Raw genomic sequence first — 14,527 nt, 5'->3', positions numbered from 1 at the left:
GTAGCCGAATCGTGTGACCCGAGCGTCCACCGTCGGCGGGCACGGCGGCCCCCGTTGAGGAAGCCGCCGTCCGTGGAGAGCAGGGATTCGACGGCGGCGGGGCCCGGGAGCCCCACCCGGTCACGGGAATTCATCGGCCATGGCGAATTCCCGGCGAATTGTGATTGCGCTTACAATATATTGCCGGGAAGTCGACGCAGAAACCCGCCGGATCGGATAAACGCAGCGCCGCCGACGGGTCATCGGATGTGTTAACAAATGTAAATCACTGGAGAACCCGCCGTTTCCAAAGCATCACCGGCGCGGGTGCGAGCGGACTCCTCGGATCCAGTTCTCTCCAGTTCAGAGCGGGTTCCCCCAGGTCGACCCCACGGACGACGCCCGGCAGCCGCCCGTCACCGTGACCGTGACGTTGCGCCGATCTCACAACTCACCACGTGTGCGAATGGGCTGTGAGAAAGATGTTTGGTCAGTTGTGCGCGCCTCTTTACAGTCGGAACATCCACCCGATCGCACAGCTCGAAGGGGACCTCGTGGTTAATTCGCGTGCCCAGGGTCGTACACCCTCCGGCCCGGCCACCGACGCCGGGGACGCGCTCCTGCGGCTGGGGAAATATTTCCACCGGGGCGAGGTGTCGTCCGATCAGCGGACGCTGCACAAGGTCGGCGGGCGCAGCGCCGACGAGTTCTACCGGGATCGCTGGTCGCACGACAAGGTGGTGCGCTCCACGCACGGCGTGAACTGCACCGGATCCTGTTCGTGGAAGATCTACGTCAAAGACGGCGTGATCACCTGGGAATCGCAGCAGACCGACTACCCCTCGGTGGGCTCGGACAAGCCGGAGTACGAGCCGCGCGGCTGCCCGCGCGGCGCGTCGTTCTCCTGGTACACCTACTCGCCCGCCCGGGTGCGTTACCCGTACGTGCGCGGCACGCTGCTGGAGCTGTACCGCGAGGCCAAGTCCCGGCTCAAGGACCCGGTGCTGGCCTGGGGCGAGATCGTCGAAGACGCCGAGAAGGCGCGCAGCTACAAGGCCGCGCGCGGCAAGGGCGGCTTCGTCCGCGCCGAATGGTGGGAAGCGGCCGAGATCGCCGCCGCCGCACACGTTTACACGATCAAGCAGTACGGCCCCGACCGGGTGGCCGGGTTCTCGCCGATCCCGGCCATGTCGATGGTCAGCCACGCCGTCGGCGCCCGCTTCATCTCGCTGCTCGGCGGCTCCATGCTGTCGTTCTACGACTGGTACGCCGACCTGCCGGTGGCCTCGCCGCAGGTGTTCGGCGACCAGACCGACGTGCCGGAGTCCGCGGACTGGTTCGACGCGGGCTACCTGATCATGTGGGGCTCGAACGTGCCGGTCACCCGAACGCCGGACGCGCACTACATGACCGAGGCCCGCTACCGGGGCCAGAAGGTCGTCGTGGTCTCCCCCGACTACGCCGACAACACCAAGTTCGCCGACGAGTGGGTGCCCGCGCGTCCCGGCACCGACGCCGCGCTGGCCATGGCGATGGGCCACGTGGTGCTGAAGGAATTCTTCGTCGAGAAGTCGACGCCGCGGTTCCTCGACTACATCAAGCGCTACACCGATCTGCCGTACCTCATCACGCTGGACGAGCGCGACGGAGCGTTCGTGCCGGGCAAGTTCCTTACCGCCGCCGACCTCGGCCGCACCGGCGAGGGCGTCGAGTTCCAGACGGTGCTGCTGGACGCGCAGGCGCAGCCGGTGGTGCCGAACGGGTCGCTCGGACATCGGTTCGGCGATGCGACAGCCGGGCGCTGGAACCTCGATCTCGGGGACGTCGATCCCCTCCTGAGTCTGTACGGCCGCACCGACGACGCTGCGGCTGTACAGATTCCCCGCTTCGACAGCGACGTTCCCGGTGTGCTCGTGCGCGGCGTGCCGACCGCGACCGTCGCGGGCAGGCGCGTCACCACCGTCTTCGATCTGCTGCTGGCCCAGTACGGCGTCGGCCGTGACGGGCTGCCCGGCACCTGGCCCAGCGGCTACGACGACGCGGCCGAGCCCTACACCCCGGCCTGGCAGGAGGCCATCACCGGCGTGCCCGCCGTGCAGGCGCAGCGCATCGCACGGGAATTCGCCGACAACGCCGATCGGTCCGGCGGCCGCTCGATGATCCTGATGGGCGCGGGCACCAACCACTGGTTCCACTCCGACCAGATCTACCGCGCGTTCTTCACGCTCACGTTGCTGACCGGCTGTCAGGGCGTGAACGGCGGCGGCTGGGCGCATTACGTCGGACAGGAGAAATGCCGCCCCGTCACCGGCTGGTCCACCTTGGCCTTCGGCCTGGACTGGCAGCGCCCGCCGCGGCAGATGCAGGGCACCGTGTTCTGGTACCTGACCAACGACCAGTGGCGCTACGACCCGTTCACCGCCGAGTCGTTCGCCTCGCCGCTGGGCACCGGCAAGTTCGCCGGACGCACGGCCGCCGACAACATCGCGCTGGCCAGCAGGCTGGGCTGGATGCCGAGCTACCCCACCTTCGACCGCAACCCGCTCGACCTGGTGGACGAGGCCGAGGCCGCGGGCAAGACCGCGCCGGAGCACGTGGTGGACGTGCTGAAGTCCGGCGAGCTGAGGTTCGCCTGCGAGGACCCGGACGCGCCGGAGAACTTCCCCCGCTGCCTGACCGTGTGGCGGGCGAACCTGCTGGGCTCCTCCGGCAAGGGCAACGAGTACTTCCAGCGCCACCTGCTGGGCGCCGACTCCAACCTGCAGGCCGCCGAGGCCGCCGGCGTGCGGCCGCAGGAGCTGAACTGGCGCGACACCGCCGCCACCGGCAAGCTGGATCTGCTGCTGTCGCTGGACTTCCGGATGACCAGCACCACGCTGTTCTCCGACATCGTGCTGCCCGCCGCCACCTGGTACGAGAAGCACGACCTGTCCTCCACCGACATGCACCCGTTCGTGCACGCCTTCTCCCCGGCCATCTCGCCGCCATGGGAGGCCAAGACCGACTTCGACGCCTTCCACCGCATCGCGCGCGGCTTCTCCTGGATGGCCGAGAAGCACTTGGGCAAGCGCAAGGACATCGTCGCCGTGCCGTTGCAGCACGACTCGCCGGACGCGACGGCGCAGGCGGGCGGGCGCGTGCTGGACTGGAAAGCCGGTGAATGCGAGCCGATTCCGGGCAAGACCATGCCGAAGCTGGTGGTGGTCGAACGCGACTACCCGAAGATCGCGGAGAAGATGGCCGCGCTCGGGCCGCTGGTCGACACGCTCGGCGTCACCACCAAGGGCGTCACCACCTACCCCGACCAGGAGGTCGAGTACCTCGCCGGGGTGAACGGCACGGTGGTGTCCGGCGTCGCGCAGGGCCGCCCTTCGCTGGCCAAGGACACGCACGCGGCCGAGGCGATCCTCGCGCTGTCGGGCACCACGAACGGCCGCCTCGCGGTGGAGGGCTTCCACGCGCTGGAACGCCGCACCGGAACGAAACTGGCCGATCTGGCCGCCGAGCACGAGGGCAAACGGATCACCTTCGCCGACACGCAGGCGCGTCCGGTGCCGGTGATCACCTCGCCGGAGTGGTCGGGCAGCGAGACCGGCGGACGCAGGTACTCGCCGTTCACCATCAACACCGAGCGGCTCAAGCCGTGGCACACGCTCACCGGGCGGCAGCACTTCTACCTCGATCACGACTGGATGATCGAACTCGGCGAGCAGCTGCCGATCTTCCGGCCGCCGCTGGACATGACCGCGCTGTTCCGCGAGCCGTCGATCGGCGCGGTCGGCGAGCAGGGCGTCACGGTGCGCTACCTGACGCCGCACTCGAAGTGGTCGATCCACTCGGCCTACCAGGACAACCTGCACATGCTGACGCTCTCGCGCGGCGGGCAGACGATCTGGATGTCCGATCGTGACGCGGCGAAGATCGGCGTGGCCGACAACGACTGGATCGAGGCGATCAACCGCAACGGCATCGTGGTCGCCCGCGCCATCGTCAGCCACCGGATGCCCGAGGGCACCGTGTTCATGTACCACGCCCAGGACCGCGCGGTGGACGTGCCGCGCATCGAGGGCCTCGGCGAGGACACCAAGGGCCGGGGCAAGCGCGGCGGCATCCACAACGCGCTCACCCGCATCATGATCAAGCCCTCGCATCTCATCGGCGGCTACGCCCAGCAGTCCTTCGCGCTGAACTACCACGGCCCCACCGGAAACCAACGCGACGAGGTGACCACGATTCGCAGGCGCTCGCAGGAAGTGGAGTACTGACATGGGCGACGGCGGCACGGCACCATCCACCGACGCGAGAAAGCGGTACTGACATGCGCGTCATGGCACAGCTGGCCATGGTGATGAACCTGGACAAGTGCATCGGCTGCCACACCTGCTCGGTCACCTGCAAGCAGGCGTGGACCAATCGCGGCGGCACCGAGTACGTCTGGTTCAACAACGTGGAAACCCGCCCCGGGCAGGGGTATCCGCGGCAGTACCAGGACCAGGAGAAGTGGAAGGGCGGCTGGACGCTGAACAAGCGCGGCAAGCTGACCCTGAAGTCCGGGTCCCGGCTGAAGCGGCTGCTGAACATCTTCGCCAACCCGGATCTGCCCACGGTAGAGGACTACTACGAGCCGTGGAGCTACGACTACGACAACCTGCTGTCCTCCCCGCCGGTGGACACCACGCCGGTCGCGCGGCCCAAATCGCTGATCACCGGCGAGGACACGAAGGTCACCTGGGGCGCGAACTGGGACGACGACCTCGGCTCCGGCCCCGAGCAGGTCGGCAGGGACCCGCTGCTGGCGAAGCTGTCGGAGCAGGTGAAACTGGAGTTCGAAGAGACCTTCATGTTCTACCTGCCGCGCATCTGCGAGCACTGCCTGAATCCCTCCTGCGCGGCCTCCTGCCCGTCCGGCGCGATCTACAAGCGCGCCGAGGACGGCATCGTGCTGGTGGATCAGGACAAGTGCCGCGGCTGGCGGCAGTGCGTGTCGGGCTGCCCGTACAAGAAGATCTACTTCAACCACAAGACGGGCAAAGCGGAGAAGTGCACCTTCTGCTACCCGCGCGTGGAGGTCGGCATTCCGACGGTGTGCTCGGAGACCTGCGTCGGGCGGCTGCGCTACATCGGCGTCATGCTCTACGACGCCGACGCCGTGCTCGAGGCCGCCTCGGTCACCGACGACAAGGATCTCTACCCGTCGCAGTTGGGGGTGTTCCTCAATCCCCATGACCCCCGCGTGATCGCGGAGGCGGAACGGGCCGGCATCTCGCCGGAATGGATTCAGGCGGCGCAGGATTCGCCGGTCTACAAGCTGATCGTGGACTACCAGATCGCGCTGCCGCTGCATCCGGAGTACCGCACCATGCCGATGGTCTGGTACGTGCCGCCGCTGTCGCCGGTGGTGGACGTGCTCAGCGAGACCGGTCACGACGGCGAGAACGTGTCGAATCTGTTCGGCGCCATCGACGCGCTGCGCATTCCGGTGGAGTACCTGGCCGAGTTGTTCACCGCGGGCGACGTGGGGCCGGTGCGAGCGTCGTTGCAACGCCTCGCGGCCATGCGCTCCTTCATGCGGTCGGTGAATCTCGGCGAGGAACCGGACCCTTCCATCGCGCCGTCGGTGCGGCTGGAGCCGGAAGAGATCGAGGCGATGTACCGGCTGCTGGCCATCGCCAAGTACGAGCATCGCTACGTCATTCCGACGGGTGCGGGAGCTCGCGCGCACGAACTGGACTCGCTGGCCACCGGGTGCAGCCTGGACACCGACGGCGGTCCCGGCATGACGGCGTTCGACCAGATGGTGGAGAAGTTCCGCCTCACCGACACCAACGGCGCCGCGCCGGAGCAGAAGTCGGGCCGGATCAACCTGTTGAACTGGGACGGCAAGAGCACCGATGGCCTGGTGCCGAGCAATGGCGCCGCGAACGGCAACGGGCACGCCGACGGCACGAGCAACGGGCACGCGGGTAACGGACACGCGAACGGCGCGGGCAACGGGGTCGCAGGCAACGGGCACGGTGCGGGCAGCGTCGCGGGTGACCCGGCCTCCGCGCCGAGCGGAGCGGGGCGATGAGCCTGCTGAAGTTGCGCCGCCGCCCGGAAGCGGTGGTCGAACTCGCCCAGCGCGACCGCCAGCTGGTGTGGCGCATCGCCGCATTGCTGCTGGACTATCCGACCGAGCAGACGCTGGCCATGATCGGCCAGTTGACCAGCGCCGCGGAAGGTTTGCCCGACGAGGTGCGCGCGCACCTGGACGAATGCCTCGACTACCTGCGGACCACCCCGCCGCTGGAACTCGCGGCCGCCTACGTCGCCACCTTCGACATGCGCCGCCGCGCCAGCCTGCACCTGACCTTCTACGCCTACGGCGACACCCGCAAGCGCGGCATGGCGCTGCTGCGGTTCAAGCACGCCTACCGGCACGCCGGTGTGGAACTCGGGGACGAAGAGCTGCCCGATCACCTGCCGGTGCTGCTGGAGTTCGCCGCGACCGTCGACCCGATCGGCGGCGAACGGCTGCTCGGCGAGCACGTTCCGGTGCTGGAACTGCTGCGACTCTCCTTGTCGGACAACAACTCTCCCTACGCGGGCGTGCTGGCGGCGATCGGGGCGACGTTGCCGCCGCCGACCACCGCCGACCGCAGGCGCATCGCCGAACTCGCCGCCCAGGGCCCGCCCGAAGAGGAAGTCGGGCTGGAACCTTTCGCGATGGACCCCTCCCTGTTCGACGGATCGGAAGGCCGACGATGAACGCAACGCCGCATCTGCCCGTCTCGCTGTGGCTGATCCTGCCGTACGTCGCGTTCACCTCGTTCCTGCTCGGGCACCTGTGGCGCTACCGCAACGACCAGTTCGGCTGGACCACCCGCTCCTCGCAGATCTACGAGAGCCGCCTGCTGCGGCTGGGCAGCCCGCTGTTCCACTTCGGCATGGTCGGGGTGTTCGGCGGGCACGTGCTCGGCGTGCTGATCCCGGAATCGTGGACCTCGGCGATCGGCATTTCCGAGCACGTCTACCACGTGATCGCCGTCGGGGCCGGCTCGGTGGCCGGTCTGGCCGTGCTGGCCGGCGTCGGCATCCTGCTCTACCGTCGCTTCACCGTTCCCGCCGTCCGCAAGGCGACCACGGGCAACGACAAGCTGATGTACGCGCTGCTGGCCGCGGCGCTGATCACCGGTCTGCTCAACACCTGGGGCAGCAATCTGCTGTGGGGCACCTACAACTACCGCGAGACGGTGTCGCCGTGGTTCCGCAGTCTGTTCACGCTCAGCCCGCGACCGGAGCTGATGGTGGACACCCCGTGGACCTTCCAGCTGCACGGGCTGGTGGTGCTCGCCCTGATCGGGCTGTGGCCCTACACCCGGCTGGTGCACATGTTCAGCGCACCGGTCGGCTACCTGGTGCGGCCGTATGTGGTCTACCGCAGCAAGGAATACAACGCTCCGGACAAGCGCCGCTACGCCCGTGCGTGGGACGCCCCCGTGACGCCCGAACACTGGCGCTGACGACGCCGCGAGACCCCGCCCGGACAACGGCGTCCCGGCGGGGTCTTCGGCGTTCGCGGCGCGTGATCAGGCGTTGTCGTAGGCGTTCTGGAGCGCCGCGACATCGAGCTTGGACATCGACCGCAAGGCGGTGCCGACCGCGATGGTCTTGGCCGGATCGTCACCGCCCATCAGCTTCGGCAGCGCCGAGGGCACCACCTGCCAGGACAGGCCGTAGCGGTCCTTCAGCCAGCCGCACGGGCCGGGCTCGCCGCCGTCCGCGGTGAGCGCGTCCCACAGTCGGTCGACCTCGTCCTGGGTGTCCACGACCACTTGCAGCGACGCGGCATCGGTGTGCGGGTGATCCGGTCCGCCGTTCATCAGCGTGACCGCCTGACCGTCCAGGTCCAGCGAGACGATGAACGCCGAACCGTCGGAATCGCGGGAGACCTCGACCACCCGCGAGTTCGGGATCACCGCGGCGTACATGGCGGCGGCTTCCTCGGCGGCGTTGTCGAACCAGAGGAACGTGTTGACGGACATGATGTGCTCCTGTGCTGTGGTGTGACTTGCTGTCACCTACCGGTCGGAGCCGCCCGCTCGCCTTCGACATAGTTCGCGAAGATTCCCGAATTATTTTTCCGGCAGTGTCCACTGCTCTCTGCCAAGTGGTCGCTGACCAGCCTCGACAGACCCATCTGATCACCAGTTTTCGCAGGCAAAGACATCGACCTCATCGGTAACCAGGCATACGCTGAAGTTTGGCCGCCGGAATGTGGTCTACCCCACTTCTGGGGACGTCAAGTCTCGACGCCCCGGCTTCGCCGGTGCGGTGGCAGTCGAGGCGAGCAAGGAGTGAGTGATGAAAGGCGGAGGAAGAATTGCGTTAGGGGTCGGCATCGGTTACCTGCTGGGCCGCACCCGCAAGATGCGCTTCGCGTTGTCGCTGGCGGGCGCCGCGATGGCCCGGCGCTCCGCAGGAGGGCCGGGGGATCTGATCGGGCGCGGGACCGAGTTGCTCAAATCGACGCCGGAGTTGACCCGGATCACCGACACCGTGCGTGACGAACTGCTCGGCGCGGCGCGCGCGGCAGCGGTCACCGCGGCGAGCAATCGCATCGACGCGCTCAGCAACCGGTTGCAGCAGGGGGCGACGCTCCTGGCGGACCAGGATCGGGGCGGCTCGCGGGCGACGGATTCCGACGAGGGCGAGTACGACCAGGAGTCGGACGAGTACGAGGAGCCGGCGTCCGAGGACGAGAACGAAGAGCTCGAAGCCGAGTACGAGGACGAGGCTTCCGAGGACGAGGATCGGGCTCCCGACGACGAATACGAGGACCAAGCCCCCGAAGACGTGCTCGAAGCCGAGTACGAGGACGAAGACCAAGCCCCCGAAGACGAGGACGAAGACCGAGCGCCCGGGGCGGAAGCCTCCGACCAGGACGCCGAAGAAGACGACACCGAGCGACCCGCCGCGCGGGGGCATGCCCGCCGGTCGAGCACCACCGCGAAGCGCGGAGCGAGTTCGCGGGCCGCGGACCGTTCGCCCGACTCCGCGGACCGCAAACCGTCCGGTACCCGTGGCCGCCGAACTCGCGCAGAGGCCGGTCAAGCCCCCGTGCGTCGCACCAGGAGGTGACCGGAAATGGCGAAGATTTTGCGCGACGCGACGGCCGGAGTCGGCAAGGTAGCCGCCGACACGGCGAGCCGGGCGAGCAAAGCCGCTTCCGGAGCGGGAGCATCCGCGAAGAAGGCGGGAACCTCCGCCGGGAAAGCCGGGTCCTCCGCCAAGAAGAAGGCGCCACCGCCCACGCCGACCGGTCTGTTGCAGCAGTCGGTGCAGAACCTCGCCGGGACACTGGCCGAGCGCGCGGTCTCGGGCCTCAGCAACCAGGTGTCGAAGACGGCGGGGAGGTTGAACGAATACGCCGAGGGCAGCGGCGGGGGGAACTTGCTGACGGCGCTGACGGGTGTGCAGAAGCTCAGTGAAGGCGGCTCGCCGTTACAAGCGGCCATGAGCATGGGCAAGAGCAAGCTCGGCCACACGCTGCGCGATCAGTTCGAGAACGTGAAGGAATCGCTGACCGGCGGCAAGGGCAAGGGCGGCGGCAAGAAGATCAAGCTGACCAACATCGTCGAGCACATCGATGTCGGCGTTCCGGTCGACTTGGCCTACGACCAGTGGACCCAGTTCGCGGATTTCCCGAAGTTCACCAAGAAGCTCGAGCAGGTGGAGCAGGTCGCCGACGAGAAGCTCAGCTGGACCGGCAAGGTGTTCTGGTCCCGGCGCACCTGGGAATCCACGATTCTCGAGCAGGTGCCGTTCGAGCGGATCATCTGGCGTTCCAAGGGGCACAAGGGCTACATCGACGGCGCGGTCACCTTCCACGAGATCGCACCGGAGTACACCCGCATCCTCGTGGTGCTGGAGTACCACCCCCAGGGAGTCTTCGAGAAGACCGCCAATATCTGGCGCGCGGCCGGCCGCCGCTGCCGCCTGGAACTGAAGCACTTCCAGCGGCACGTGATGACCGAGTCGGTGTTGCACCGTGACGACATCGTCGGCTGGCACGGCGAAATCCACGAAAGCAAGGTCGTCAAGGACGACGAGACCGCACGACGCGAGGAACAGGAGAACAGCGAGCAGGACGAAACGGATCGGGAACCGGACGAGGAAGAGCAAGACGAGACCGACGAGCAAGAGACGGACGAGCGAGACGAGGACCGGGAAGCCGGAGAGCGGCGTCCGCGCCGTCGACCCGCCGCCCGCCGCAGCACGGTGACCCGCCGGTCGCGTGAGAAGCGAGGAGCACACGCATGACAATCGAACCCGCAGGCGGCGGAGGCGGTGGCGGAGCGGGCACGATGGCGCGCCCGAACTCCTCCAGCCTGGCCGACGTGATCGACACGATTTTGGACAAGGGACTTGTCATCGACGCGTTCGCACGCGTGTCGCTGGTCGGCATCGAACTGGTGACCATCGACGCCCGCGTCGTGGTGGCCAGCGTCGACACCTATCTCCGTTTCGCCGAGGCCGTCAACCGGCTCGAGATCTCCACCAGCGAACCGAAGGGTTTGACCGACATCGTCGGCGACGTCACGCAGGGCGCGGCGAAGCACAAGACACAGGGCGCGCTCGAGGCGGCGGGCGAGAAGGTCATGGACTTCCTCGGCGACGTGCAGGACAAGCGCCAGACGGCGAACAGGCCCAAACGTAGGGAGGGCTGATGACCACCGATCAAGCCGCCGTATACGTCTACGGCATCGTGCCCGCCGACGTGGAGCCCGAGCCGCATGCCAGCGGCGTCGGCGATCCACCCGGCGAGGTGGGAGTGGTGCGGCACGGCGAGATCGCCGCGTTGATCAGCAGGCTCGAATCCGATCGACCGCTCGGCACGCCCGACGACCTCACCGCGCACGCCGAGCTGCTGGACGGCTCGGCTGCCGTCGCTCCGGTGCTGCCGCTGCGCTTCGGCGCGGTGATGACCGACACCGAGGCGGTGGAGAACGAATTGCTCGGGGCGAACGAAGCCGAGTTCCGCTCCGCTCTGGAGCAGTTGGAGGGCCGCGCGCAGTTCGTGGTCAGAGGCCGTTACGTCGAGAACACCATCCTCCGGGAACTGCTCGAGGAGAACGCCGAAGCCGCCCGGCTACGCGACGCGATCCGCGACAAACCGGAGGACGCCACCCGCAACGAACGCATCGCACTCGGCGAGATGATCAACCAGGCCATCGAGTCCAAGCGCGCCGCGGACACCCGCAAGGTGGTCGACGCGCTCGAGCGGTTCGAGCCGTTGGTCAACTACCGCGACCCCACCCACGAGGAGGAGGCCGTGCACATCGCGCTGCTGGTCGAACTGGAACGGCAGCAAGAGCTGGAGGAGACGCTGCGCGAGCTCGGCGAGGAGTGGGACGGCCGGGTCGAGCTGAATCTGCTCGGCCCGATGGCGGCCTACGACTTCGTGGCGAAGCGCGGACCGGAGGGGTGAGGACATGTTCGGCGTGGTCACATCGATTCTGTCGTTGCCGTTGGCGCCGGTCCGCGGGGTGATCTGGCTGGGCGAGTTGATCCAGGACCAGGTGGACCAGAAGATGCACGATCCCGCCCTCATGCGCCGCGAACTCGAGGAGATCGATGCGGCCGCGGCCGCCGGTCGATTGTCGGAAGAGGAACGCAGACAAGCGCAGCAGGCGGTGCTGGACCGCATGACCGGTCGGCAGGCGTGACCGCCACCGGCCGGAAGGAGTGATCCGTGTGGCACGCAAGACCACTTCCGAGGACGTCCATTCGGGCTCGGACGAGCCGCCTCCCGCCACTCCGGCGCAAGCCGCCGCGGTGGCGGTCGGACACCTCGTGGACCTGACATCGAAACAGGTCGAGGGCGTCACCTCGATGGAACCGACGGAGGACGGCTGGGTAGTGGAGATCGAGGTGCTGGAGGACCGCCGTATCCCGTCGTCGGCGGACATCCTCGCGCTCTACGAAGTGGAGATCGATCTCGACGGGAACATGCTGGCCTACCGCAGAACCAGGCGCTACGGGCGCGGCAGTACCGACATCGGCGGGGCCCGGTCATGACGGTGGCGCCCGGCGGATCGTCCGCACCGCAGCCGCTCGGAGGGCATTCGTCGACGAATCTCGCCGACATCCTCGAGCGGGTGCTCGACAAGGGCTTGGTGATCGCGGGCGACATACAGGTGAACCTGCTCGACATCGAACTGCTCACGATCAAACTGCGGTTGGTGATCGCGTCCTTGGAGACCGCCAAGGCGGTGGGCATCGACTGGTGGGAGACCGATCCCTGGCTCAACAGCAAGGCCCGCACGCTGGAACGGCAGGATCGCGATCTCGAACTCGAGAATCAGAAGCTCCGCGACCGGATCGCCGAACTCGAGAGCGCGAAGCGGCAACCGCAACCCATCGAGCGTCGCCGCCAACCCAGGGAAGAACGCTCGTGACGGATCTCGGGGTCTGGCTGTACGCGGTGACACCCGGCCGCGAGGCGGAGGAGCTGGGCGGATTGACCGGCGTCGCGGGCGAGCCGGTGCGCGCGGTAGTCGTGGACGGGCTGACGGCGATCGTCGGCTCGGTGCCGCTCGAGGTGTACGGCGAGCAACCGCTGAAGGCGCGGCTGGAGGATTTGGATTGGCTGGAAGCGACGGCCCGCGCGCACGACGCCGTCGTCTCGGCCATGGTGCGCCGGGGTCCGGTCGTTCCGCTCCGGCTGGCGACCGTTTTCCTCGGTGACGATCGGGTCCGCGATTTGCTGACCGAACGGCGAGCCGACTTCGCCGCCGCGCTGGAGCTGGTCAGCGGCCGCACCGAGTGGGGCGTGAAGGCCTACGGCGATCGCGCCGCCCTGACCACCGCCGTGGCCGAGGCCCGCACCGCGAGCGAAGGCAAGGGCGCGGGAGCGGCGTATCTGGCGCGGCGGCGGGCGCAACTGTCGGCGCAGGAATCCGTGGAACGCGACGCGGCGCAGCGCGCGGAGCAGATCCACAACCGCCTGCTCCGGCACGCCGCGGCGGGACGACGCCAAGCGCTGACCGACCCGGCGCTGAGCGGCCGCCGGGATTGGTTGGTGCTCAACGGGACCTACCTGGTGGACGACGATCGCACCGACGATTTCGCCACCGCGGTCAAGGCGCTCGGTGACGAGTTCCCCGGCATCCGCCTCGAACTCACCGGTCCGTGGCCGCCGTATTCGTTCGCCGGTGTGGAACGAGAACCGGCATGACGGTCGATGAAGAGCGCCGCGTCGCGCTGGTCGATCTGCTGGATCGGGTGCTGGCCGGCGGCGTGGTGATCACCGGGGACATCAAGCTCGCCATCGCCGACGTGGATCTGGTCCAGATCTCGCTGCGCGCACTCATCTCCTCCATCAGCACCCTGTCCGGATCACTCGGACCCGCGACGCATCCCGCGCTGGAGCCCCCCGGCGATGACTGAATTCGGCGGCATCCCACCCCGTATCGACACCGAGCCCGAATCCGTAGAGCGCGGTTTGGTCAGCCTCGTCCTCACCCTGGTCGAACTGCTCCGCCAACTCATGGAGCGTCAAGCGATCCGCCGCGTCGACGCCGGCGACCTCACCGACGCCCAGATCGAACGCATCGGCACCACCCTCATGCTCCTGGAACAACGCATGGAAGAACTACGCGACCACTTCGGCCTCACCCCCGAAGACCTCAACATCGACCTGGGCCCACTCGGCACCCTCCTCCCCCGCGACCCACCCTGAACATCAAGATCAACGGCACATGAGCGAGAGGTCCTCTCGGCGGATGAAACAGCCATGTGCCGTTGATCTTGAAGGCTCAGAGGGTCGCGGTGAAGGCGTCCCAGGCGGCGGGGGTGAAGACCAACGCTGGGCCGGTAAGGTTTTTGGAGTCGCGGACACCGACCATGCCGTCTGCCAGGTGGGCGACCTCGACGCATTCCTTGCCGCCGCCGCTGTGGCTGCTCTTGAACCAATTCGCTTTCGACAGGTTGACGTGCACGTTCGTTCTCCCTGCTGGTGAATGAACCGGATAGTGATGTGCGCGAGAGCGGCTGGCCTTCCCCGCGTCGCGGCTACGAGCGGTCGAACTCGCCACCTGCGACACCAGCGGTGAAGGCGTCCCAATCGCCGGGCGCGAAGACCAACGCCGGGCCGGTCGGGTTCTTGGAGTCGCGGACGCCGACCATGCCGCCTGCCAGGTGCGCGACCTCTACACAGTCCTTGCCGCCAGATGTGCGAGTGCTGGTGAACCAGCGCGCTCCGGATAGGTCAACGTCGTACTTGTCGGTCACGCCGAGAACTCCCTTGCCACCTGCCGGAACAGGTCTCTGCTCATCTTCTCGTCCAACGCCGCGCGGCGGATGGCTTGATGTGCCTCATGGTATCGGTCGACGTCGGCCTGCTTCTCGAGGTACATGTCGCCGGTGAAGTTCTCCAAATAGACCACCGGAGGCTCCACTGGCTCACCCTTAGACCGTGTCTTACGTGGTTGTGATTCGTTCACGTTGTGCCGGAATCCGCTGTGCTGCATGATGTTCGACTCGTGGTCGATGAGTTGTCGAAACG

18 protein-coding genes are annotated in these 14,527 nt (G+C 67.6%); 14 read left to right on the top strand and 4 right to left on the bottom strand.

Annotation, left to right across the window (positions count from 1 at the left end; all coding sequences use genetic code 11):
* The first annotated feature begins 533 nt into the window (after positions 1–533).
* The 4 genes from ACWDMM_RS32545 (at position 534) to narI (ending at position 7,481) form a co-directional block, all read left to right on the top strand.
* Entirely contained in the window at positions 534–4,244 is a 3,711-nt protein-coding gene (locus tag ACWDMM_RS32545; RefSeq protein ID WP_449941332.1) for a nitrate reductase subunit alpha, read from the top strand.
* Between the two features lie 62 nt (positions 4,245–4,306).
* Positions 4,307–6,049 carry a nitrate reductase subunit beta gene (gene narH, locus ACWDMM_RS32540; protein ID WP_449941346.1) on the top strand — a complete coding sequence of 581 codons (1,743 nt, stop codon included), beginning with the start codon at positions 4,307–4,309 and terminating at the stop codon, positions 6,047–6,049.
* Positions 6,046–6,726, top strand: a complete 681-nt coding sequence (narJ, locus tag ACWDMM_RS32535) for a nitrate reductase molybdenum cofactor assembly chaperone (RefSeq protein WP_357884908.1) — start codon at positions 6,046–6,048, stop codon at positions 6,724–6,726. Before narH ends, narJ begins: the two co-directional genes overlap by 4 nt.
* The gene (narI, locus tag ACWDMM_RS32530; protein WP_195081949.1) at positions 6,723–7,481 is read left to right on the top strand and encodes a respiratory nitrate reductase subunit gamma; all 759 of its coding nucleotides are present in this window, start codon (positions 6,723–6,725) and stop codon (positions 7,479–7,481) included. Before narJ ends, narI begins: the two co-directional genes overlap by 4 nt.
* A 66-nt stretch (positions 7,482–7,547) precedes the next feature.
* On the opposite strand, the gene ACWDMM_RS32525 is transcribed toward narI, so the two are convergent.
* Positions 7,548–8,003: a VOC family protein gene (locus ACWDMM_RS32525; protein ID WP_195081950.1), complete on the bottom strand. Its 456-nt coding sequence runs from the start codon at positions 8,001–8,003 to the stop codon at positions 7,548–7,550.
* Positions 8,004–8,322: 319 nt separating this feature from the next.
* Between ACWDMM_RS32525 and ACWDMM_RS32520 the strand changes: the two genes are divergently transcribed.
* Genes ACWDMM_RS32520 through ACWDMM_RS32475 form a run of 10 tightly spaced genes read left to right on the top strand, consistent with a single transcriptional unit; the run spans position 8,323 to position 13,702 of the window.
* Positions 8,323–9,099 carry a hypothetical protein gene (locus ACWDMM_RS32520; protein WP_195081951.1) on the top strand — a complete coding sequence of 259 codons (777 nt, stop codon included), beginning with the start codon at positions 8,323–8,325 and terminating at the stop codon, positions 9,097–9,099.
* 6 nt (positions 9,100–9,105) lie between these two features.
* Entirely contained in the window at positions 9,106–10,281 is a 1,176-nt protein-coding gene (locus ACWDMM_RS32515; RefSeq protein WP_449941327.1) for an SRPBCC family protein, read from the top strand.
* The gene (gvpJ, locus tag ACWDMM_RS32510; protein WP_157112160.1) at positions 10,278–10,688 is read left to right on the top strand and encodes a gas vesicle protein GvpJ; all 411 of its coding nucleotides are present in this window, start codon (positions 10,278–10,280) and stop codon (positions 10,686–10,688) included. The genes ACWDMM_RS32515 and gvpJ overlap by 4 nt, the downstream gene beginning before the upstream one ends.
* Positions 10,688–11,449 carry a GvpL/GvpF family gas vesicle protein gene (locus ACWDMM_RS32505; protein ID WP_449941325.1) on the top strand — a complete coding sequence of 254 codons (762 nt, stop codon included), beginning with the start codon at positions 10,688–10,690 and terminating at the stop codon, positions 11,447–11,449. The genes gvpJ and ACWDMM_RS32505 overlap by 1 nt, the downstream gene beginning before the upstream one ends.
* 4 nt (positions 11,450–11,453) lie before the next feature.
* Positions 11,454–11,687, top strand: coding sequence for a gas vesicle protein GvpG (locus ACWDMM_RS32500; protein WP_195081954.1), 234 nt, complete (start codon positions 11,454–11,456; stop codon positions 11,685–11,687).
* Between the two features lie 28 nt (positions 11,688–11,715).
* Positions 11,716–12,039: a gas vesicle protein GvpO gene (gene gvpO / locus ACWDMM_RS32495; protein WP_195081955.1), complete on the top strand. Its 324-nt coding sequence runs from the start codon at positions 11,716–11,718 to the stop codon at positions 12,037–12,039.
* Positions 12,036–12,419 (top strand): gas vesicle protein, encoded by a 384-nt coding sequence (locus ACWDMM_RS32490; protein ID WP_195081956.1) that lies wholly within the window; start codon positions 12,036–12,038, stop codon positions 12,417–12,419. Before gvpO ends, ACWDMM_RS32490 begins: the two co-directional genes overlap by 4 nt.
* On the top strand, positions 12,416–13,198 hold the full coding sequence (locus tag ACWDMM_RS32485) for a GvpL/GvpF family gas vesicle protein (RefSeq protein ID WP_449941321.1): 783 nt from the start codon (positions 12,416–12,418) through the stop codon (positions 13,196–13,198). Before ACWDMM_RS32490 ends, ACWDMM_RS32485 begins: the two co-directional genes overlap by 4 nt.
* On the top strand, positions 13,195–13,410 hold the full coding sequence (locus tag ACWDMM_RS32480) for a gas vesicle protein (protein ID WP_195081958.1): 216 nt from the start codon (positions 13,195–13,197) through the stop codon (positions 13,408–13,410). The genes ACWDMM_RS32485 and ACWDMM_RS32480 overlap by 4 nt, the downstream gene beginning before the upstream one ends.
* The gene (locus tag ACWDMM_RS32475; protein ID WP_195081959.1) at positions 13,403–13,702 is read left to right on the top strand and encodes a gas vesicle protein K; all 300 of its coding nucleotides are present in this window, start codon (positions 13,403–13,405) and stop codon (positions 13,700–13,702) included. Before ACWDMM_RS32480 ends, ACWDMM_RS32475 begins: the two co-directional genes overlap by 8 nt.
* 76 nt (positions 13,703–13,778) lie before the next feature.
* Here ACWDMM_RS32475 and ACWDMM_RS32470 read toward each other — a convergent pair whose 3' ends face one another.
* The 3 genes from ACWDMM_RS32470 to ACWDMM_RS32460 all read right to left on the bottom strand — a co-directional run.
* Positions 13,779–13,961 carry a DUF397 domain-containing protein gene (locus tag ACWDMM_RS32470; RefSeq protein WP_449941319.1) on the bottom strand — a complete coding sequence of 61 codons (183 nt, stop codon included), beginning with the start codon at positions 13,959–13,961 and terminating at the stop codon, positions 13,779–13,781.
* Positions 13,962–14,034: 73 nt separating this feature from the next.
* The gene (locus tag ACWDMM_RS32465) at positions 14,035–14,253 is read right to left on the bottom strand and encodes a DUF397 domain-containing protein (RefSeq protein WP_449941317.1); all 219 of its coding nucleotides are present in this window, start codon (positions 14,251–14,253) and stop codon (positions 14,035–14,037) included.
* Positions 14,250–14,527, bottom strand: a 278-nt coding sequence (locus ACWDMM_RS32460; RefSeq protein WP_449941314.1) for a Scr1 family TA system antitoxin-like transcriptional regulator, incomplete at its 5' end; no start/stop codon positions are given. The genes ACWDMM_RS32465 and ACWDMM_RS32460, both read right to left, overlap by 4 nt.

It is taken from the genome of Nocardia sp. NPDC003726 (genome assembly GCF_053586955.1).
Note: the sequence above shows the minus strand (reverse complement) of the source record. Positions and strands in the feature narration are given on the sequence as shown.